This is a genomic window from Bacteroides faecis, from assembly GCF_020091505.1.
In the GTDB taxonomy this organism is placed as follows: domain Bacteria; phylum Bacteroidota; class Bacteroidia; order Bacteroidales; family Bacteroidaceae; genus Bacteroides; species Bacteroides faecis.
On sequence record NZ_CP081916.1, the window covers coordinates 1,206,943 to 1,228,801 of the forward strand.

13 protein-coding genes are annotated in these 21,859 nt (G+C 41.9%); 6 read left to right on the forward strand and 7 right to left on the reverse strand.

Annotated features, from left to right (window positions below; translation table 11 throughout):
* Positions 1–13 precede the first annotated feature (13 nt).
* Both ybeY and K6V30_RS05070 read right to left on the reverse strand, forming a co-directional pair.
* Positions 14–427 (reverse strand): rRNA maturation RNase YbeY, encoded by a 414-nt coding sequence (gene ybeY, locus K6V30_RS05065; protein ID WP_008767506.1) that lies wholly within the window; start codon positions 425–427, stop codon positions 14–16.
* A 15-nt stretch (positions 428–442) separates the two neighbouring features.
* On the reverse strand, positions 443–1,675 hold the full coding sequence (locus tag K6V30_RS05070; RefSeq protein ID WP_010536025.1) for a nucleoside recognition domain-containing protein: 1,233 nt from the start codon (positions 1,673–1,675) through the stop codon (positions 443–445).
* Between the two features lie 119 nt (positions 1,676–1,794).
* Here K6V30_RS05070 and ruvB point away from each other — a divergent pair, with 119 nt between their 5' ends.
* The 5 genes from ruvB to K6V30_RS05095 all read left to right on the forward strand — a co-directional run bounded on the left by ruvB (position 1,795) and on the right by K6V30_RS05095 (position 8,725).
* Positions 1,795–2,826, forward strand: coding sequence for a Holliday junction branch migration DNA helicase RuvB (gene ruvB, locus K6V30_RS05075; RefSeq protein WP_055269530.1), 1,032 nt, complete (start codon positions 1,795–1,797; stop codon positions 2,824–2,826).
* Positions 2,827–2,932: 106 nt separating this feature from the next.
* Positions 2,933–3,700, forward strand: coding sequence for a carboxylesterase family protein (locus K6V30_RS05080; RefSeq protein ID WP_010536027.1), 768 nt, complete (start codon positions 2,933–2,935; stop codon positions 3,698–3,700).
* A 35-nt stretch (positions 3,701–3,735) separates the two neighbouring features.
* Positions 3,736–5,187 (forward strand): lipopolysaccharide biosynthesis protein, encoded by a 1,452-nt coding sequence (locus K6V30_RS05085; RefSeq protein ID WP_010536028.1) that lies wholly within the window; start codon positions 3,736–3,738, stop codon positions 5,185–5,187.
* Between the two features lie 2 nt (positions 5,188–5,189).
* Complete coding sequence (locus K6V30_RS05090; protein WP_029425178.1) at positions 5,190–6,545, forward strand: TIGR00341 family protein; 1,356 nt, start codon at positions 5,190–5,192, stop codon at positions 6,543–6,545.
* A gap of 38 nt (positions 6,546–6,583) precedes the next feature.
* Positions 6,584–8,725, forward strand: coding sequence for a S46 family peptidase (locus K6V30_RS05095; RefSeq protein ID WP_010536030.1), 2,142 nt, complete (start codon positions 6,584–6,586; stop codon positions 8,723–8,725).
* 11 nt (positions 8,726–8,736) lie between these two features.
* Here the strand turns inward: K6V30_RS05095 and K6V30_RS05100 are convergent, their stop codons facing one another.
* Positions 8,737–9,603, reverse strand: coding sequence for a DMT family transporter (locus K6V30_RS05100; protein ID WP_010536031.1), 867 nt, complete (start codon positions 9,601–9,603; stop codon positions 8,737–8,739).
* Between the two features lie 203 nt (positions 9,604–9,806).
* On the opposite strand from K6V30_RS05100, the gene K6V30_RS05105 reads away from it, so the two are divergent.
* Positions 9,807–14,072: a glycoside hydrolase family 2 TIM barrel-domain containing protein gene (locus tag K6V30_RS05105; protein WP_055269503.1), complete on the forward strand. Its 4,266-nt coding sequence runs from the start codon at positions 9,807–9,809 to the stop codon at positions 14,070–14,072.
* Between the two features lie 188 nt (positions 14,073–14,260).
* Here K6V30_RS05105 and K6V30_RS05110 read toward each other — a convergent pair whose 3' ends face one another.
* The 4 genes from K6V30_RS05110 to K6V30_RS05125 are packed head-to-tail and all read right to left on the reverse strand — an operon-like array spanning position 14,261 to position 21,826.
* Positions 14,261–15,265, reverse strand: a complete 1,005-nt coding sequence (locus tag K6V30_RS05110; protein ID WP_055269531.1) for a DUF4973 domain-containing protein — start codon at positions 15,263–15,265, stop codon at positions 14,261–14,263.
* 16 nt (positions 15,266–15,281) lie between these two features.
* A complete protein-coding gene (locus K6V30_RS05115; RefSeq protein ID WP_055269504.1) occupies positions 15,282–17,306 on the reverse strand; it encodes a RagB/SusD family nutrient uptake outer membrane protein in 2,025 nt (674 codons plus the stop codon).
* A gap of 10 nt (positions 17,307–17,316) precedes the next feature.
* Positions 17,317–20,394, reverse strand: a complete 3,078-nt coding sequence (locus K6V30_RS05120) for a SusC/RagA family TonB-linked outer membrane protein (RefSeq protein ID WP_055269505.1) — start codon at positions 20,392–20,394, stop codon at positions 17,317–17,319.
* 19 nt (positions 20,395–20,413) lie between these two features.
* The gene (locus K6V30_RS05125) at positions 20,414–21,826 is read right to left on the reverse strand and encodes an IPT/TIG domain-containing protein (RefSeq protein WP_055269506.1); all 1,413 of its coding nucleotides are present in this window, start codon (positions 21,824–21,826) and stop codon (positions 20,414–20,416) included.
* Between the last annotated feature and the right edge of the window lie 33 nt (positions 21,827–21,859).

The window sequence follows — 21,859 nt, forward strand, 5'->3', positions numbered from 1 at the left end:
ATTGCATCGCCAACTATCGCATTGCCAACGCCTTATTCTCCGCCTCTTCCATGATTTCCCTTTCCCCGGGACCTTTGTCATTGATACCGCAGAGATGAAGAATACCGTGAATAATAACCCGGTGTAGTTCATCATCATAAGCTGCCCCGAATTGCTCGGCATTGGTGCGTATCGTATCCAGACTGATGAACAGGTCGCCCGACAGACGATCACCTTCGCAATAATCGAAAGTAATGATATCCGTGTAATAATCGTGTTGCAGATATTGTCGGTTTACCTCCAGAATCTTTTCATCGGAGCAGAAGATATAAGCGATTTCACCGAGTCTTTTTCCATAAGAGGCAGCTACATTCTTTATCCATTCTGTAGTTTCCCGTTTTTTGATATCAGGCATCTTGACGCCTTCGGTTTGATAAGTTACAGCCATAATTGAGTCTATGATTTAAAAGAAAAATAAATAACTGATTAAGATGGCGGCTATAATACCGGAGAAGTCTGCAATCAAGCCGCAGGTGACTGCATTCCGGGTTTTACTGATTCCGACGCTGCCGAAGTAAACGGCAAGGATATAGAAAGTGGTGTCCGAAGCTCCGCGTACTACGCAACTCATTCGGCCTACAAACGAATCCGGTCCCATCTCTTTCATCGTGTCAATCATCAGCCCATTGGCACCGCTACCGCTGAGAGACTTCATCAGCGCTGTCGGCAATGCTCCCACAAAACTGGTATCCACTCCGCACAGACCGACTACATAACCAATACCCCCCACAAGGAAATCCATCGCTCCCGAAGTACGGAATACGGCAATGCCTACAAGGAAGGCAACCAAGTACGGAATGATTCGTACGGCTGTCGTGAAGCCTTCTTTGGCACCTTCTACAAAAGAATCATATACGTTAATCTTCTTCCGGACTCCTGTCAGAATAAACAGGATGATCACCCCGAACAGAAGAATATTTGCTATCAGCGTAGAGTAAGTACCCATTTCCTCACGCGAAATATTCAGAAACAGATAAATCAATCCGGAGAAGAAAAGGCAGATAACGCCCATCAATATCAGGATAGGCTTGTTGATCAGATTGATCTTCTGGGCGATACTGACAGCTATGACGCCGACCAGAGTCGAGATAAAAGTACTCAGCAGGATAGGGATAAACACATCCGTAGGTTGGGCAGCCCCCATCTGCGCACGGTATACCATGATACTGATCGGGATAATGATGAGCCCGGAGGTGTTGATTACTAGAAACATGATCATCGGATTGGAAGCCGTATCTTTCTTCGGGTTCAGTTCCTGCAGTTCTTTCATTGCTTTGAGCCCCAATGGGGTGGCAGCATTGTCGAGTCCGAGCATGTTGGCGGACATATTCATAAAGATGGAACCCAATACCGGATGCCCTTTGGGAATGTCCGGAAACAGGCGGCAGAGTACCGGACTCAGAAAGCGGGCGAGTGCATTAATCAGTCCGCTATTCTCGCCGATTTTCATGATACCCAGCCAAAGAGCTAATACTCCGGTCAGTCCCAGAGATATCTCGAAAGCGGTTTTCGAAGAGTCGAAAGTTGAGTTCATGATAGCTGTAAATATCTCCGTGTCTCCCAGAAAAATTACTTTTATCAGGGCGATAACGAAGGCGATGATGAAGAATGCTATCCAGATGTAATTTAGAACCATAGTCGATGATGTGTATATAGATGATGCAAAAGTAGTTATTACGTTTTAAATAAACCTCCTTTCTTATGCTGAAAATAAAGGTAATTCTCTATCTTTGTCTCCTACTTTTCAAGAAGAAAATGGAACAAGAAGATTTTAACATACGCGAACATCAGCTGACTTCAAGGGAGCGGGATTTCGAAAATGCGCTCCGTCCGTTAAGCTTTGAAGACTTTAGCGGGCAGGATAAGGTGGTGGAAAACCTTCGCATCTTTGTGAAGGCGGCACGGTTACGTGGCGAAGCGCTCGACCACGTTCTGCTGCACGGACCTCCCGGATTGGGTAAAACAACGCTTTCAAATATTATAGCTAACGAATTGGGAGTAGGCTTTAAAGTAACCTCCGGTCCGGTGCTCGACAAACCGGGCGATCTGGCAGGAGTTTTGACCAGCCTCGAACCGAACGATGTGCTCTTTATCGATGAAATTCACCGTTTATCGCCGGTGGTAGAAGAATATCTCTATTCGGCCATGGAAGATTACCGGATAGATATCATGATTGATAAGGGACCTTCGGCACGTAGCATTCAGATTGACCTGAATCCGTTTACGCTGGTCGGTGCAACTACCCGTAGCGGATTGCTGACGGCTCCACTTCGTGCCCGTTTTGGTATTAATCTGCATTTAGAGTACTATGACGATGATATTCTGAGTAATATCATCCGACGTTCAGCATCCATACTGGACGTGCCTTGTTCGGTGCGGGCGGCATCGGAGATTGCATCCCGAAGTCGTGGTACGCCCCGTATTGCCAATGCTTTGCTTCGTCGCGTACGCGATTTTGCGCAGGTGAAAGGTTCCGGCTCTATCGATACGGAAATAGCTCAGTTTGCACTGGAAGCGTTGAATATCGACAGGTATGGTTTGGATGAGATAGACAACAAGATACTTTGCACCATCATAGACAAGTTTAAAGGCGGTCCTGTCGGTTTGACAACCATTGCTACCGCTTTGGGCGAAGATGCGGGCACTATTGAGGAAGTGTATGAACCTTTCCTGATCAAAGAAGGTTTTATGAAACGGACTCCTCGTGGACGGGAAGTGACGGAACTTGCCTATAAGCATTTGGGAAGGAGCCTCTATAGCAGTCAGAAAACCTTGTTTAATGACTGATAGTTTGATCTGGTGGCTGTCGGAATGGAGAGTGTTGGCGACAATTAAAAGCAGGCTTTTTGAGGAACGTTTAAACAGATAACTGATTTTATTGAATGATTGGAGTATGAAGCAGTGGAGTATCTTACTTGTATTTCTCTCTTTGAGTCTGTCATTATCAGCTCAACAAGGTTATGAGAAGGACGTATTTGTCTCTTCCACAGGAGATTCTTTGCCTTATCGGATGATTCGTCCCGAGCCAATGAAGGCGGGGAAGAAATATCCGCTGGTCCTGTTCCTGCATGGAGCCGGTGAGCGTGGAAATGACAATGAAAGACAACTGACGCATGGCGGACAGATGTTTCTGAATCCTGTCAACAGAGAGAAGTATCCGGCTTTCGTACTTGTTCCTCAATGTCCGGCAGGTAGCTACTGGGCTTATACGGAACGTCCGAAATCACTGTTTCCGGCAGATATGCCTGCAGGACAGGAGATGAGTTCTCTTATCCGGACTCTCAAACAATTGTTGGACACTTATCTGGTCATGCCCGAAGTCGATAAAAAACGGATATATATTGTCGGATTGTCAATGGGAGCGATGGGGACGTATGATTTGGTGGTCCGTTATCCGGAGATTTTTGCGGCTGCCGTTCCCATTTGCGGATCGGTGAATCCGGACCGTTTGCCGGCTGCCAAAGAAGTGAAGTTCCGTATATTTCATGGGGATGCCGATGATGTGGTAACAGTTGAAGGGTCGCGTGAAGCGTACAAAGCACTGAAAGCTGCCGGAGCAAAGGTGGAATATATCGAATTCCCCGGTTGCAATCATGGCAGCTGGAATCCTGCATTCAATTATCCGGGCTTCATGGAGTGGCTGTTCAAACAAAAGAAATAATATTATTCATTGATAATAAAGAGATCTAAATAAACATGGCAGAATTAAAGTCATTGGCAAAGGACACTGCGATTTATGGTGCCAGCAGTATTATTGGTAAGTTTCTGAATTATTTTCTGGTACCGATTTATACTTTTTCGCTTCCTGCTGCTTCCGGAGGATACGGAGTGATCACCAAGATGTATGCTATTGTGGCGTTATTGCTTGTGGTGCTTACCTTCGGAATGGAAACCGGCTTTTTCCGTTTTGCCAATAAAGGAGATGACGATCCGAAGAAAGTATATTCTGTTTCGTTATTGATGGTCGGGGGCGTATCGCTCATATTCTTGCTGTTGTGTCTGGTCTTCCTCAATCCTATTGCGGGATTAATGGGTTATGGTGAACATCCATGGTATTTGGGTATGATGCTGATTGTATTGGCTATGGATGCCATTCAGGCTATTCCGTTTGCTTATCTTCGTTATAAGAAACGCCCTATCAAGTTTGCCGGACTGAAACTCTTATTCATATTTGTCAGTATCCTGCTGAATATCCTCTATTTTGTGGTCATGAAAGGTGATGATGTGGGAGTGGCTTTTCTTATTAATCTGATCTGTTCTTTTGTTGTAATGCTCGGACTGATACCTGAGTTCCGTGAATTCCGCTATTGTCCTGACCGTTTATTGATGAAGCGGATGTTATATTATTCATTTCCTATTCTGATATTGGGGGTGGCAGGCATTGTGAATCAGGTCGGGGATAAGATTATTTTCCCTTTTGTATACCCTAATAAGGTGGAAGCGGATGTACAGTTAGGTATTTACAGTGCGGCTACTAAGATAGCGATGATTATGGCAATGATCACGCAGGCTTTCCGTTTTGCTTATGAACCTTTTGTCTTTGGTAAAAGTAAGGATAAGGATAACAAGCAAATCTATGCGCAGGCAATGAAGTTTTTCATTATCTTTACGCTGCTGGCTTTTCTGGCAGTCATGTTTTATCTGGATATTCTGCGTTATATCATTGCCAAGGATTATTGGGAAGGACTTAGGGTAGTCCCCATCGTGATGATTGCAGAGATGTTTATGGGTATCTATTTTAATCTTTCTTTTTGGTATAAACTGACGGATGACACGAAATGGGGAGCTTATTTTTCGATAATAGCCTGTCTGATTGTTGTTCTGATGAATATCTTCCTGATTCCTGTATATGGGTATGTAGCTTGCGCATGGGCAGGTTTTACCGGCTATGCCATCGCTATGTTACTATCTTATTTGGTAGGTCAGAAGAAGTATCCTATTGCTTATGATTTGCGTGGAATAGGTTGTTATGTAGGATTAGCCATTATTCTGTATCTGATTGGTGAATGGATGCCGATTCATAACACAGTTTTGCTTCTGGCCTTACGTACAGTGCTTCTGTTGCTGTTTGTTGCCTATATTATCAAACGGGATTTGCCATTGCAGCAGATTCCTGTTATTAACCGAATTATAAAAAAGAAGAAATGACTATGAAGACAGATGAACGTAATAAGTTTGCTATCAAGTCGTTCTTAGGTGAATACCTGGACTTGAAAAAGGATAAAGACAACGAACTGGAAACAGTAGATTCTATCCGTAAAGGAGTGGAATTCAAAGGAGCCAATTTGTGGATTCTTATTTTTGCCATCTTCATGGCGTCACTTGGATTGAATGTCAACTCTACAGCGGTTATTATCGGTGCCATGTTGATTTCTCCATTAATGGGACCTATCATGGGCGTCGGTTTATCTGTCGGTCTGAATGACTTTGAACTGATGAAACGTTCGTTGAAGAGCTTTCTGATAACGACTGCTTTCAGTGTGACAACGGCCACTATATTTTTTCTTTTTACTCCTATTGCAGAAGCGCAATCAGAATTGCTGGCACGAACTTCACCAACGATTTATGACGTATTCATCGCACTCTTCGGTGGTTTGGCAGGCGTTGTCGCTCTTTCTACCAAGGAGAAAGGAAATGTGATTCCGGGAGTTGCCATTGCTACGGCGTTGATGCCTCCGCTTTGTACGGCAGGCTATGGATTGGCTTCGGGCAATCTGGTTTACTTTTTGGGTGCTTTCTATCTCTATTTCATCAACTCCGTATTTATCAGTCTGGCTACTTTTATCGGTGTGCGGGTGATGCATTTTCAACGTAAAGAATTTGTTGATAAGGCACGTGAGAAGATGGTGCGTAAATATATCATTCTGATTGTTGTACTAACGATGTGTCCGGCTGTTTATCTGACATTTGGTATTATTAAAAGTACTTTTTACGAGACAGCAGCCAACCGGTTTATCAACGAGCAGCTGAACTTTGAAAATACGCAGGTACTTGATAAGAAGATCAGCTATGAACATAAAGATATCCGTGTGGTTCTGATTGGTCCTGAAGTGCCGGATGCTTCTATCTCCATTGCTCGTAGCAAACTGAAAGAATATAAGTTGGAAGAAACAAAGCTGACAGTGCTGCAAGGAATGAATAATGAGGCGGTGGACGTTTCCTCCATTCGTGCTATGGTGATGGAAGACTTTTATAAAAACAGTGAACAACGCTTGCAGGAACAGCAGAAAAAGATCACCCGACTGGAAGAAAATCTTGCTCAATATAAAGAGTACGATACGATGGGACGTACATTAGTGCCTGAGTTGAAGGTACTTTATCCTTCTATCACTTCGCTTTCAATTGCTCACTCGCTGGAAACACGGGTAGACTCGATGAAGACGGATACAGTGACGCTGGCTGTTTTGAAATTTGGCAAACACCCGTCAGTTGCCGAGAAGGAGAAAATCAGTGCATGGCTGAAAGCACGGGTGGGAGCGAAGAAGTTGAGGCTCATTACCGAATAATGAGTCCGGATTGAACATATAAATCTAAAAATAATAGCATGAAACTCAGACTAACCGCAATGATTCTCCTCTCTTTTTGTCTGTCGCAGGCATTTGCTGACGAGGGAATGTGGCTATTGGGGAACCTTCGCAAGAACAAACAGGCAGAACGGGTGATGAAGGAACTCGGTTTGCAGATGCCTGTAAGCAAATTATATAATCCGAAGAAACCGGCTTTGGCAAATGCTGTTGTCAGCTTCGGAGGATTCTGTTCGGGAGTGGTGGTTTCCGAAGATGGTCTGGTATTTACCAATCATCACTGTGGTTTCAGCAGTATCCAGCAGCATTCTTCCGTAGAACATGATTATCTGAAAGATGGTTTTGTTGCCCGTAACCTAGATGAAGAACTGCCGAATCCCGAATTATATGTCCGCTTCCTCCTTCGTACGGAGGATGTGACCAAGCGCGTACTTTCGGCTGCCAAGCATGTTCGCACAGAAAGTGAGCGTCGGGTAGTTGTTGACTCTATCATGAATGTAATTGGCATGGAGGTATCGGAAAAGGATTCTACGTTGACGGGAATTGTCGATGCTTATTATGCCGGAAATGAGTTCTGGCTTTCTGTCTATCGTGATTATAACGATGTCCGGCTGGTTTTTGCTCCTCCTTCTTCTGTCGGTAAGTTCGGATGGGATACGGATAACTGGATGTGGCCTCGCCATACAGGTGATTTCAGTGTTTTTCGTATTTATGCCAACAAACAGAATGGCCCGGCGGATTATTCACCTGAAAATGTCCCTTATCGCCCTGAATACGTGGTTCCTATTTCGCTGGACGGATACAAGGAAGGCTCTTTTTGTATGACTTTGGGTTATCCGGGCAGTACGGAGCGTTATCTCTCTTCTTATGGTATCGAAGAAATGATGAACGGAATTAACCGGGCAATGATTGATGTACGTGGGGTAAAGCAGGCTATCTGGAAACGGGAGATGGACCGTCGTCCCGATATTCGTATTAAATACGCTTCTAAGTACGATGAAAGCTCCAATTACTGGAAGAACAGTATCGGAACTAATAAAGCTATCCAGCATTTGAAAGTCTTGGAAAAGAAGCGTGTCGCGGAAGCTGCACTTCGTGAATGGATTCAGGCTAATCCGGAGGAAAGAGAGAAACTGATTCGCTTGTTTTCGTCTCTGGAGCTGAATTATAATAATCGCAGTGAAACTAACCATGCATTGGCTTACTTCGGTGAGTCGTTTATCAACGGTCCCGAGCTTGTACAGCTTGCACTGGAAATTCTGAACTTTGATTTTGAAGCCGAAGAGAAGCAGGTGGTTACCCGAATGAAAAAGTTATTGGAGAAATACGATAATCTTGATTTAAATATTGATAAGGAAGTATTTGCCGCTATGTTGAAGGAATATCAGACGAAAGTTGACAAGAAATATCTTCCGGCGATGTATGCCCAGATAGACACCTTGTATAATGGTAATATTCAAGCTTATGTGGATTCTTTGTATGCAACGTCTCATATTACCTCTCCAAGGGGGCTTAAACGTTTCCTGGAACGGGATACGACTTATAATCTGATTGAAGATCCTGCTATTTCTCTCAGCCTCGATCTGATAGTGAAATATTATGAAATGAATCAGAGCATTTCAGAGGCTTCCGAACAAATAGAGCAGGATGAGCGCTTGTTCAATGCAGCTATGCGTCGCATGTATGCAGATCGTAATTTCTATCCCGATGCTAACTCTACGATGCGTCTTAGCTTCGGAACTATTTGTGGTTATTCTCCTTTCGATGGAGCTGTTTATGACTATTTTACGACTGCAAAAGGAATTTTTGAGAAGGTGAAAGAACATGACGGGGATATTGATTTTGCTGTTCAGCCGGAGCTTTTAAATATACTTTCCTCCGGTGACTTCGGCAGATATGCCAATGAAGAAGGAGATATGAGTGTTTGTTTTATCTCGAACAATGACATTACGGGAGGAAACTCCGGGAGTGCCATGTTCAATGCAAAGGGAGAACTTCTTGGACTGGCTTTCGACGGCAATTGGGAAGCAATGAGCAGCGATATTGTCTTTGAACCCGAATTACAACGTTGTATCGGGGTGGATATCCGCTACGTACTTTTTATCATGGAAAAGTACGGAAAGGCTGCTAACCTGATTGAAGAACTGAAGATAAACCGATGAAAAGGCTGATTTTATCGTTTTAATATAATAACCATTACCGCAGCAATAATCAGTGCGATACCTACACCGATACTGGTGGTAAAAGCTTCTCCGAAAAGGAAGATACCTACACATACGGCAGTTACCGGCTCCATAGCTCCCAGCACAGAGGCGAGTGTGGAGCCGATGCTTTTTACGGCTCTCACCAGTGCAAGGTTGGAGACAACCGTAGGGATAAGTGCCAGTAATATCAGGTTGCCGGCAGTATGCCATTCGCTGATAGGTTGCAGTTGGCTGACTGTTCCTATTCCGATGAAAAGGAGGATACCCCCGAAGAGGAATACATAGAAAGTAAGCAGTAATCCCTTCATTCGTCCTATCTTTAGCTGACTCATTGTGACAAGATAGAGTGCATAACCAAGTGCTGACAGCAGGACAATGAAAAGACCGGAAAACGAGATACTTCCAGTTTCCGTATTTCCGCCGGACAAGAAGTAGACACCGGTTATGGCAGATACGATGGCAGCCATTCTCCAACCGGACTTTTTTTCTTTAAAGAAAAGCATCATGATTAAAGTAGTGAGCACCGGATACATAAAATGAATCGTAGTAGCAACTCCGCTTGCCATGAACTTATATCCCCAGAATAAAAAGACGGCAGACATCAGATAAAGGAGAGCGAGAAGGAGCAGTGAAGGTATATCCCGTCGGCTGATCCGGAAAGATTGACCGTCAATCAGCAGAATTCCACCCAATGCCATACATGCAAACATGAAACGATAGAAAAGTATCGATTCGAAATGCATACCCGCCTGCATGGCAGGGATGGTAAAAAGGGGAATAAGCCCAAAAGAGGCTGATGAAAGCAGCCCATACAGGAAACCATTAACTTTATTCATAGTCAAGTATATATTCGGAGTGCAAAGATACAGTTTTTTGAGCTATTTACCGAAGAATGTCGGTTAACGTCGTATATGGGTATAATAATGTCACGAATAAATGAGGAATAATCATTGAAACGCACTATTTTTGTAAGCGAAAGTTGACAGAACTATTATTACGAGAAAACATGGAATTACCTAATAACTAACTAATCCTATTTATGAGAAGAAAAATCATGCCCGGTGTAATGGCGGCATTTCTGTTTGTGCCATTATCCGCTTTTACTCAAACGACAGAACAACCCGAATGGTGCAATGAGTATGTATCGGGAGTAAACAAGGAACAAGCCTGCCAGATAGCTATTCCTTTTGCTGATGAACAGCAGGCAATGAATTTGGCGATTGAAGAATCCACTTATTACAAAACGTTGAACGGTACATGGAAGTTCCATTGGGTACCCGATCCGAAAGACCGGCCCCAGGATTTCTGCAAACCCGAATATGATGTAAGCCAGTGGGATGATATCAAGGTTCCTGCCACGTGGCAGATTGAGGCGGTACGTCACCACAAGAACTGGGACAAACCATTGTATTGCAATGTTATTTATCCTTTCTGCGAATGGGATTGGAAAAAGATACAGTGGCCGAATGTGATTCAGCCACGTCCCTCCAATTATACTTTTGCAACAATGCCTAATCCTGTAGGAAGTTATCGCCGGGAGTTTACCATCCCCGAATCGTGGAAGGGGCGCGACGTCTTTATTCGTTTCAACGGAGTGGAGGCTGGATTCTATATCTGGCTAAACGGCAAGAAGGTAGGTTACTCGGAAGATAGTTACCTGCCTGCTGAGTTCAACCTGACTCCCTATTTGCAAGCGGGGAAGAACGTACTTGCAGTTGAGGTCTATCGTTTCACGGACGGCAGTTTCCTGGAGTGTCAGGACTTCTGGCGGTTCAGTGGTATATTCAGGGATGTTTTTCTGTGGTCGGCTCCCAAAACGCAGATCAGAGATTTCTTCTTTCGTACGGACTTGGATGGAGAGTATAAAAATGCATCTGTTTCTTTGGACGTAGAAGTTACGGGAAAGAAGAGTAACTGTGAGATACAGGCAAGGTTGACAGACCTGGAAGGTAATGAAGTCGGTACACAAAGCATGCGTGCCCAGATGGGTGCGAATAATCTCCAGTTTGAAGTGATGAATCCTTTGAAATGGACAGCAGAGACTCCTAATCTTTATAATCTGACTGTTGTATTGAAACAGAAAGGGAAAACTGTAGATATTCGTAGCGTAAAGGTTGGTTTTCGTAAGATTGAGCTTGCCAAAGATGGCAGAATGCTGGTTAACGGAAAATCTACTTTATTTAAAGGGGTAGACAGACACGATCACAGCTCGCTGAATGGACGTACGGTATCCAAGGAAGAAATGGAAAAAGATGTGCAACTGATGAAGTTGCTGAACATAAATGCTGTACGTACTTCTCACTATCCTAATAATCCTTATTTCTATGATTTATGTGATAGATACGGTATCTATGTGCTTTCTGAGGCCAACGTGGAGTGTCACGGACTGATGGCGTTATCCAGCGAACCTTCGTGGGTGAAAGCATTTACGGAACGTAGCGAGAATATGGTAAGACGTTATAAAAATCATCCTTCTATTGTAATGTGGTCATTGGGAAATGAGTCTGGTAATGGCATTAACTTTAAGTCAGCAGCAGAGGCTGTTAAGAAACTCGACAATACCCGTCCTACTCATTATGAAGGAAATAGCTCTTATTGCGATGTTACCAGTTCTATGTATCCCGATGTGCAGTGGTTGGAGAGTGTAGGTAAGGAACGGTTGCAGAAATCGCAGAATGGAGAAACAGTGAAACCTCATGTAGTCTGTGAGTATGCGCATGCAATGGGAAATGCAATTGGAAACTTCAAGGAATATTGGGAGACTTATGAACGTTATCCGGCACTTGTCGGCGGTTTTATCTGGGATTGGGTAGATCAAAGTATTAAGATGCCTACTCCGGACGGTTCCGATTATTATATGGCCTTCGGAGGAGATTTCGGCGATACTCCGAATGACGGCAACTTCTGCACGAATGGTGTTATATTCTCCGACCGTACGTATTCTGCCAAGGCTTATGAAGTAAAGAAAATGCATCAGCCTGTATGGGTTGAGGCTATGGGAAGTGGAAAATATAAGCTGACTAATAAAAGATTCCATGCAGGGCTGGATGACCTCTATGGAAGATATGAAATTGAAGAGGACGGAAGAGTCGTGTTCTCGGGCAATTTGGAAGAATTGTCACTGGATGCGCAAAGCAGTAAGGTTATTACTATAGATGATAGCCGGATAAAGAGACTTCCCGGAGCCGAATACTTCATTAAGTTCAGCTTCTGCCAGAAGCAAGATACTGAATGGGCAGAGGCAGGGTATGAAGTAGCATCGGAACAATTTAAGCTCTCTGATAGTGCGAAGCCAATTTTTAAATCAGAAAAAGGCAGTATTGAACTGGTGGAAACCAGTGACGCATATCTGGTAAAAGGACTACAGTTTGAAGCAACCTTCTCAAAGCAGGAAGGTACTATTTCTGCTTATACATTGAACGAAGTGCCGATGATAAGCAAGGGATTGGAATTGAACGTTTTCCGTGCTCCTACTGACAATGACAAACAAGTGGACGGAGACTGGTTCCAAAATGGACTGAATCGTATGCTTCTTGAAGCTGGACACTGGGAGGTGCATAAAGAAGACGGTAAAGTGAGATTGCAGATAGAAAATCTGTATCGGGGACAATCAGGTTTCGATTATCGGACGAATATAGAATATACAGTTGGTGCAGATGGCTCTATCATGGTGAATAGTACCATAATTCCCGGAACAAAGGGAGCGGTTATCCCTCGTGTGGGGTATCGCATGGAAATGCCGGAAGGATTTGAACGGATGCGCTGGTATGGACGTGGTCCATGGGAGAATTATGTAGACCGTAAAGATGCTACGTATGTAGGCGTCTATGATGATTTGGTGTCTAATCAGTGGGTGAATTATGTGAGAGCTCAGGAGATGGGCAATCATGAAGATGTACGTTGGATTTCAATAACCAACCCCGATGGTATAGGCTTTGTTTTTGTTGCAGGAGATAAGATGTCTGCCTCAGCATTGCATGCTAGGGCACAGGATATGGTTGATCCTGCTAATCGTCGTAGATTGCTTCATAAATATGAAGTGCCGATGCGAAAAGAAACTGTTCTTTGTTTGGATGCACAGGTGCGCCCACTTGGTAATGCAAGCTGTGGACCTGGCCCGATGCAAAAGTATGAACTTCGTTCACAGCCTACTGTTTTCAGCTTTATCATGCTGCCTTTGGAGAGAAGTTATTCAAAAGAGGAACTTGTAAAGAAAGCACGGGTACAGATGCCTGTATGTATGCCTGTACTGATAGAAAGAGATAACAACGGCTACCTGAATTTGCAGACTAGTACCCCGGGAGCGACTATTCATTATAGCTTGAATGGCGGAGAAGATAAAATATATGACGGGCCATTTGAATTAATTTCTGGTGGTAACGTAGAAGCATATGCTATTTCAGAACAATTGGCGAAAAGCGTAAAGTCTTCTGCTAAGTTACCGATCTATGTAGATCGTTCTACCTGGAAGGTTGTTTCAGTTAGTAGTGAGAATGGAGGTGAAGAAGCCCGGAATGCAATCGACGGAGACTTGAATACGATCTGGCACAGCCGTTGGAACGATCCGGTGGCAAAACATCCGCATGAGATAGTAGTGGATATGTCTTCTTTGCTTGAAATAGATAAGTTTATCTATCAGCCGCGTAATTCTGAAAATGGACGCATCAAGGATTATGAACTTTATTTTAGCCAGGATGGAAAGAACTGGGGGAATAAGATGAAAGGTAGCTTTGAAAATTCGGCTTCTGCACAGTTCGTTACATTAGAAAAGCCTATTGTAACCCGCTATTTCAAACTGATAGCTTTGTCTGAGATTTATGGCAGAGATTGGGCTTCGGCTGCTGAACTTAATGTAAACGCCATACGGAATTTGTCAGGTGTGTCCGGAGGCAGACAAAAAGTGGTGTATGTAGACAGTGATGCAGACGGAAGTATGAAATTGGCTGCTGATGGTGATATGAATACATATTGGCATACGGTACATAATCAGTTCTATCTGGCACCTTATCCTCATGAAATACAAATAGGCTTAACCAAAGAAACGGTAGTAAAGGGAATCAAATATACTCCCCGACAGGATGCTGCCGAAGGTCGGATAGCTAAATATGAAGTGTATGTCAGTCGTGATGGAAAAGAGTGGGGAAAGGCAGTAACCTCCGGTACGTTCGCTGATTCCAAAGAAGTGCAGACGATTGAATTTACTCCGTGCAAGGCACGCTATGTGAAACTTCAGGCTTTGTCTTCCGTCGTGAAGGATGGTAAAATGGCTGCTGTAGCAGAGTTGGAGGTGTTGACAGCTGAATAAAGATATTCTTATATATCTTTCAGATATGAGGAAACTTTTGTGTAGAAGCTCTATATATTTGAGCATATCTCAGAAGTTCTTGTAGTATATCAGTGAGCCCTGCAACATATTAGCAATTTTTGCCGATATGTGCAGGGCTCACTTGTTGTGTAATTGTGAGATGTATAAAATCTCTCACATATTTTTTTCTACCATTGGATAGCTTGGTCTTGATCTGGTATCAATGTATTGATTTTGCGCTCCATGAGTAGTGAACCGGTAGCTCTATATGAAGTAGGGACATTGGATGATGTTATGTCATCATAGCTATACTCCATTCTTAATACATGGTAACGATGCAATAAATAGGGTTGATTCGTATCCATTTCATCCCAGATCTCATATGTTGGTTGTCCGATTACCTGAAAGTTTATTTCTGGATTTGCTGATGTTATTGTTAGATTTCCTGTCCTTTTGGTTTCGGTAACTTCTGTAGGTTCTTCAAATTTTACATTGATTTTGTAGGTTTCCCGATCAATTGAATTGTCCTCTTTGGTACCTACATAAAAGAATACTGTATTTTCATCTACTACATGAGCTCTCCGATTGTCGACAACCAATGGGTCATCATTGGAACCTGCAAAATAAATATTCATAGCGGTTGCAGAATAATTACCCGAGTAATCATTATATGGCAAAACATGTAGTAATGCTTTACGCCAGCCTTTTCGTTTGTTAGTTACATAGGAAGGATCTTCTTCAATAGTTAAGGGTAATACCCATTCTTTAGACAAGTTTAGACCTGAGAATTTAAATTTAATGGGGAATAGTTCTTTTCTAGTACCTACTGGCATATAGCAAGTAGGTGATACGAACTCGTAGTTTTGTTCGGGTAGCAGTTCATACCATAAGTCTTTTCTTAGCTCGTGATAGTTCGCTAAATTTAAAGCAACGAGTGTATCTGGGTCCACAGCAATACGCACATTTAAATCTCTGTCTAACGGAGTTGATCCACTAACTAATACTGGAAGATCATATACAACTTCTCCATTAGGCTTGTATCGTACATATATATCTGAAACTTCTTCACTTCCTATGGGAGCCTTTAAGGAAATCATGTGTGAGTAGAGTTCATCTTTCCATTCATCATTGCATGCACTGAAGAAAAATAGTGTAGCAAATATTGTAGCTATATAGATTATTTTCTTTTTCATTTGGTGGCTTTTTATGTTAATCAAATGTTTCCCAGCCCGGAGCTTGTGTCATCCGTCTGTTCCATTGTAATTCTCTCTCTAAAACAGGCCAAAAATACATCTTACGTGAGAAGTTGGCTTGTAAATTCTCTACTCGTACACGTTCGTAGAATCGTTCTTTAGTGGCCTCTGTCATTAATACATTGCAGCCATAGATTTGTTCAGATTCTTCTATTGGAACATCTTTCCAGCGTCTCAAATCGTGGTATCGTTGGTTTTCACCCATAAGTTCTACTTGACGTTCGTGTTTCAGTTTCTCACGGAATAATGTTTGGTCATTATAGATTTCTTGTTCATAATCCGGCATGCCGGCACGAATACGAACTCTCGAAACAGATTTGCTCATTTCTTCTGTATTGCGGGAAACTGTCATTGGTTCTCCCTGCCAGTTTGTTATTTCATAGCTATTACCTGGAGTAAGTTCATTAAGAGCTTCTGCATACATTAAAAGAATGTCAGCATAGCGAATTGTAACATCTACTTTGTCGTAGATTTTTCCATTATTGGTATTGCAATCATTCGGATTGACAAACTTCATCATTCCAATTCCTGTAGGTATCCATTTGTCAGAACCATTTTTTCGTCCTTCTTTACTTCCTCTATAGTACCATATTTGCTGATTACGATACTCTGCATCTTTAGCACTGGTAAATGGCCAAAAAGCACCACTAAATGCTACGCTGGCATAAAAGCGCGGTTCGCGATTAGCATATTCTTTCCAAACATTAGGGCGTAGTTGTGGATATTTTCCTGCTTTATATTCGTCTTCAGTTACAAAGCGTTTATTTGCTTCGCAAGTATCAAGAAAATGTTGTAAATCGAAGGCGTCACCATTTGCCATATCGTAAGCATCACATTGTTTAGCTGTCAAACCGTGTCGATTCTCTCCCCCTGCAAAAGTCGGCATCTGATTTTGCACGAGGTGGTTTACTTGATCTCCTATGTAGTTATTGCCACGTGTGAAGATCAATTCTTCGTTTTCATTAGCGTATAAGTCACCGTTAAAAATGGAACGGTAAGATTCGAACGGATCGATATTAGCCCATCCATCTGGGAAATTCTTATTTGAATATTTGGCATTATATGGAGGCTTTACCGTGGCTGGGTAAGTATTGTCGCCTTTGTCTTGATAGTCTGCAGTATGTAATTCATATCGTCCCAGATCAATCACATCTTTTGCTGCAGCGGCAGCTTTTGCCCATTTGCTTTCGTCATATGTTTGTGACATTAATATGCGCCCCTGATCGTCTACAAAATCAGTAAATTTATCAGGGTCGTCGGGTAAAGGATTATTGAGTGGGCTGGCTGAATATAATAAGGCTTTTGCGCGTACGGCTAATGCTGCCCCTCTTGTTGCACGTGCGATATTCTGCCTGTCTCGTCTGTCAGGCAAGTCTTTGGCTGCAAGTGTCATTTCCTTGTCAATGTAATCCACTACTTCGTCATAGGTAGCTCTTGGGTAAGACATGCCTGTATATGTCTCGTCAATGCTAATCGTTTCATCGGGAATTAGGGGGATTGGACCATATTTCCTTAATAGTAACCAATAAAAATAGGCTCTTAAGAAACGGGCCTGTGCCTTTTTATCTAGGATTTCCTCTTTTGTAAGTTCTTCATTTATATCTACATTATTAACCATAATAGAGGCTTGCCGAACACCTTCATAACAACGGATATAAGAGTCGTTAACCCATCCGTTATCGTATTGTCCAAATTTGAAAGCATTATAGTTTACAGCCCCATCACTTTCATTAAATATGATATCGTCCGAATAGTTGGAGAGCGTGAATTTTATAAGTCCATATTCTATATTTGAACCTGCTAAAAGTCCGTAGCACTTTGCTAACCATTCTTCTGTAAACTGTTTACTTTTAAAGATTTTCTCTTCACTTTGTCGATCGTTGAAGAAACGTTCTACACTTAGATAATCAGAGCAGGAAGAAAAGCTGATTCCTAACCCGAGGCTAAATGCAACGGCTAATATTATATGTTTCTTTTTCATGTCTTTGATATTAGATATTGATAGTTAATCCTAGAGTATATGATCTTGATAATGGATATTGCTGCCCGTTACTGCTTCCTAGTTCTGGATCCCAAAGTTTGAAACTAGAGAAGGTAGCTAAGTTAGTACCCATGAAGTAAATGCGAATATTATTTAAGTGTAATTTGTTGACAAAACTTTTAGGTATTGTGTATCCTATTTCCAAATTCTTTAGGCGAAGATAAGAGCCATTACGTAACCAATATGTAGAGGAACGATAATTGTTGCTATTCCCGCCATAACTAAGACGAGGATATTTAGCACTCGGATCTTCATTTTCACCTAATATCCAACGATTGGATTCTACAACATCAGCCAGAATATTTCCCCAGTCTCCATTCTCAAAAGGATATACAGTAGGGCCATCGATGCAGAAAGTAGATTTACCAGAACCTTGGAACAAAACATTGACATCAATGCCTTTCCATTGTCCAGAGAGTCCGAAGCCATAAACTAAGTTTGGACGTGCTGTAGCTCCGATAGGAACGATATCATTGTCGTTTACATAGCCATCTCCGTTTACATCTGCGTATTTAATATCACCTGGCATAACATCTCCCCAAGATTGTTTGGGACTGTTGCGGATATCATCATAGTCTTTAAATAGTCCTAATGCGATAAGTCCGCGGGTTTGGTTTACTCGGAAGCCTTTTTGGCTCTTGTAAGGGTAGTTACTATATTCTTCATCGTATTCTAGTATTTCACTTTTGCTATAAGTGAAGTTACCCCGTAAGGTGAGGTTGACATCTCCGATACGTTGTTTAAATCCGAAGTTTCCATCAAATCCTTTAGATAATACAGAGCCAATATTGGTAGATATCCTCATTGCACCGTTCAACCCAACAGAAATGGGAATGAAATTACGTTGTTGGTAAATACCGTCACGCTGTTCATGGAAATAATCAATTGTTCCGGTAAACTTATCATCCCATAGAGAGAAATCAATACCAATATCGTGTTTGGTTGCTATTTCCCATGTAACAGCTGTGGTTGCATAATGTGTGTAACTTAAACCTGTGAATTCATATTTTTGTCCAATATCGGCATAGTTGAATCCACCACTGGCGCCGAAAGTAGATAAATAAGGAAAACGTTGGTCATTATCTCCTACGACGTCATTACCGACTTTACCATATGAATAACGAAGCTTAAACATGTTCATCCATTTCAGATGTTTCTTAATAATAGGTTCTTCTGCAATATTCCATGCAACAGAATAAGCGGGAAAGAAGCCATATTGATGTCCTGGGGCAAAGTTCTCGGAACCATTATAACCAAAGTTGAAATCAAAGAAATAGCGATATTTCCATCCATAAGTGAAACGTCCTGCTAATCCTTGATGGCGTTTATCGATTCCTTGCATGATATCGTTTCCATTCTGAGAAGTATCAATTGTTTTGTCTTGAGAATATTTGAATACGGCTCCTACGATATGGTCACCAAAAGTACGGTCGTAGTGTAACTCTGCTTCTAAGTATTCTTTACGGTTTCCGTTGGAAGAGGATTCTTGTGTCATAAGTTGTTCGTCCTTGATTTTCTTCATAACTAAACTTCCGTCAGAAGCGCGATTTTGTTCCGCTCTCCACATCTCAGGAAACTTTTTTCGATTAATCCACTGGAAGTTGTTTGTATCAAATCCATAACGACCAATAAATTTTAAACCTTTAGTAATAAAGCTGAAATTTTGTTCTAAGGTAGCATTAGCTTGTAATTTGTTATTCCATGTTTCTTGATACCCTGTTTGTGTAGCGGCTACCCATGGGTTGAGTTGGTCATTCTCTGAACCGTAAGCAGGTACATATCCGTTGGAATACATAACAGGAACTGAGATTGGATTATTACGCATGGCTGATGCCCAGATATTACCAGCCATTCCCGGTTCATTTTTCTTGTCTAATGAACCTGCAACTCCTACCTTTAATAAAGTAGATTTGGTGATATCCATATCTACATTGAGGCGGTAATTCCAGCGTCTGTAATTTGCATTTGTATTATAATCTTTTAGTCCTTCGTCCACTTTATACATACCTCCTTCGTCCACATAACTTACAGATACATAGTAGCGAGCAAGTGAGCCGCCACCATTCATATTTAATGTTGCACGATAAGTTGGGGCGCCTTTTTTCAGAAGTACATCCATCCAGTCTACGTTGGGGTATAGATCTTTGTCCAGTCCGTTGCGAAGGATATATAATTTTTCATTCGAAAAGAATGCTTCTTGATTACGAGTTGTGCGCGCTTCGTTCATTAAGCTGGCATAGGTGTAACCGTCGACTAGTTCTGGCGTATAGGTTCGTGTATTATAAGTTGTTTCAACTTTTGCGTCTATCTGTACTTTACCAGATTTACCACGCTTAGTGGTAATTAATACAACTCCATTTGCACCGCGAGAACCATAAATGGCTGTTGCAGAAGCATCTTTTAGTACAGTAAATGATTCAACATCTTCGATGTTGATTTCATTCATATTCCGTTCAAATCCATCGATCAATACCAATGCACCGGAACCGGCACCAAAGGTAGAAATTCCACGAATCCAAAACTCTGATATATTATTACCGGGTTGTCCGGATGTTTGGCGAGCCATTATACCAGCTACATTACCAGCCAACGCATTTGTAATGCTTGATGTGGAGGTTCTTAGCGTACTGACATCAACAGTGGTGGCTGCTCCAGTCATCGTAATCTTTTTCTGTGCACCTGTTCCGGTAATAACAACTTCATCAATAGCAGTTGCTTTGGCTTCCTGCATTACTATATTGATGATTTTTTGGTCTTTAACAAGTATTTCTTGTTTCTCGAATCCTATAAAAGTGAATACTAGCTTTTGGTAAGGTTCAACTTTTATTTTAAATTTACCGTTTATATCTGTAATAGCACCTAATCCAGGAAGATCTTTTACGGAAACATTTACTCCGACAAGCGGCTCTTTGCTTTGATCTAGAACGATACCGCTGATTTCTATCTTTTCTTGTTGTTGCTCTGTATGTGCGTATGTGTCAATCATACAGCTAATCAGAAAAAACAAACTTAAAATATATTTTTTCATTCGAAATGTGTTTTTATAGTTATTCTACAGAAATTGTACGAATTCGATGGTTTTCTCTATCTGCTATATAGAACGTTTGTGTTTCTTCATCATAAGCAATGCCACAAGGACTGTCAAAGCGTGCTTCTGTACGTAATTCACCGTCAATATATCCGTTAACTTGTCCATCGGAGGATACACTACCTCTTCCTGCATATGTTGAGATGATGCCATCGGGAGTAATTTTACGAATACAGTGTCCATTCCTATCACAAAGATAAAAATCATAAATGTCTGATTTACCGGCTTCTATATAGCTTTTGTTTTTTACAAACGTACCTTGGTATGGCCATACGAAACGACCTGCTGTACCAGGAGAATCCACCCATGCGCTAGCTCCCTCTGAACCGGCGAACATCGTTGGTTTTTGGAACTCTTTGGTTTCTGGGTTAAACATTGACTTATAAAGACAATTGGCGCCTGTTATATACATATATTTACCTTCAGGATGAATCGTTAAGAAGGCATGTTCATTGCGGCTTTCATATGTAGGGAATACTTCTTTTGCTACCATCCCCTGTGTTGTTGGATCAAAAACAACTCTGTCGATAGTACCCTGCCAATAAATACTATAATAGAGCGTTTTTGTTAGTGGTTGATAAGCACAGCTATATCCTGTGCGATCGTAGACATAGGGTCTTGCTCTCCGGAAGTCTTCTGAACGTAACAAGTAAGCAATTTCTCTTCTATCTTTGTTATTTTGTCCGTGGTCATCTGATACAAACAAAGTATCTCCTGTCGCATCAAAGCACATGTAGTACATTCCCCCAAACAATCCTTGACCTTCAGTCATAAGTGTAGATACCTCCTGAGTCTCCAGGTTAATTCTTCGAATAGGACCTTTAAAACCATTTACAATCAGGCATTTTTGTATTCCGAACGTGTCCATTAACAACCATTCTGTATTTCCAAATCTAGCCTTTTCAAAATCTCCATCTACGTCCGACGAGTTTCCTTGTTCGTCCTCATTTCCTACTAATGTGCCTACTGAAGTCTGTGCAACATATTGGAAACGTTTCTCAAATTCATATTCTATAGGCGAAGCGGTTCCGTCGGCACTCTCGATAGATACTTTAATGTCTCCATCAAAGGCTTTGGGAGGTACCATACAATAAATTTCATTATTGTTACAACCAATAGTGGTGGTTGAGCGCCCTCCTATAGTAATTTGAATTTTTGAAGGGTCGTTTCCGAAATTCTCACCATAGATATGGAGTTGAGTACGGAGGCTTCCTTTACTCGGAGAGAAATCCGTGAATACGACCGGTTTGGACGGATCATACCCATTGGAACTAATTTTGTCGTCCTGGCAACTAGTAATACATGCCATCAGATACAATAGCAATACCCCGCACCAGTGGGGATATTGCTTTTTCATGTGCTCTTTTTTCATAAAACTTCTTTTTAGGTTCTCAAACAAAGTATA

Coding starts and splice junctions, on each gene's coding strand:
- K6V30_RS05080 (WP_010536027.1), top strand. CDS start 2,933: ATGAAGCAGTGGAGTATCTTACTTGTATTTCTCTCTTTGAGTCTGTCA.
- K6V30_RS05125 (WP_055269506.1), bottom strand. CDS start 21,826: ATGAAAAAAGAGCACATGAAAAAGCAATATCCCCACTGGTGCGGGGTA.
- K6V30_RS05095 (WP_010536030.1), top strand. CDS start 6,584: ATGAAACTCAGACTAACCGCAATGATTCTCCTCTCTTTTTGTCTGTCG.
- K6V30_RS05110 (WP_055269531.1), bottom strand. CDS start 15,265: ATGAAAAAGAAAATAATCTATATAGCTACAATATTTGCTACACTATTT.
- K6V30_RS05070 (WP_010536025.1), bottom strand. CDS start 1,675: ATGGTTCTAAATTACATCTGGATAGCATTCTTCATCATCGCCTTCGTT.
- K6V30_RS05085 (WP_010536028.1), top strand. CDS start 3,736: ATGGCAGAATTAAAGTCATTGGCAAAGGACACTGCGATTTATGGTGCC.
- K6V30_RS05100 (WP_010536031.1), bottom strand. CDS start 9,603: ATGAATAAAGTTAATGGTTTCCTGTATGGGCTGCTTTCATCAGCCTCT.
- K6V30_RS05090 (WP_029425178.1), top strand. CDS start 5,190: ATGAAGACAGATGAACGTAATAAGTTTGCTATCAAGTCGTTCTTAGGT.
- K6V30_RS05105 (WP_055269503.1), top strand. CDS start 9,807: ATGAGAAGAAAAATCATGCCCGGTGTAATGGCGGCATTTCTGTTTGTG.
- K6V30_RS05115 (WP_055269504.1), bottom strand. CDS start 17,306: ATGAAAAAGAAACATATAATATTAGCCGTTGCATTTAGCCTCGGGTTA.
- K6V30_RS05120 (WP_055269505.1), bottom strand. CDS start 20,394: ATGAAAAAATATATTTTAAGTTTGTTTTTTCTGATTAGCTGTATGATT.
- ruvB (WP_055269530.1), top strand. CDS start 1,795: ATGGAACAAGAAGATTTTAACATACGCGAACATCAGCTGACTTCAAGG.
- ybeY (WP_008767506.1), bottom strand. CDS start 427: ATGGCTGTAACTTATCAAACCGAAGGCGTCAAGATGCCTGATATCAAA.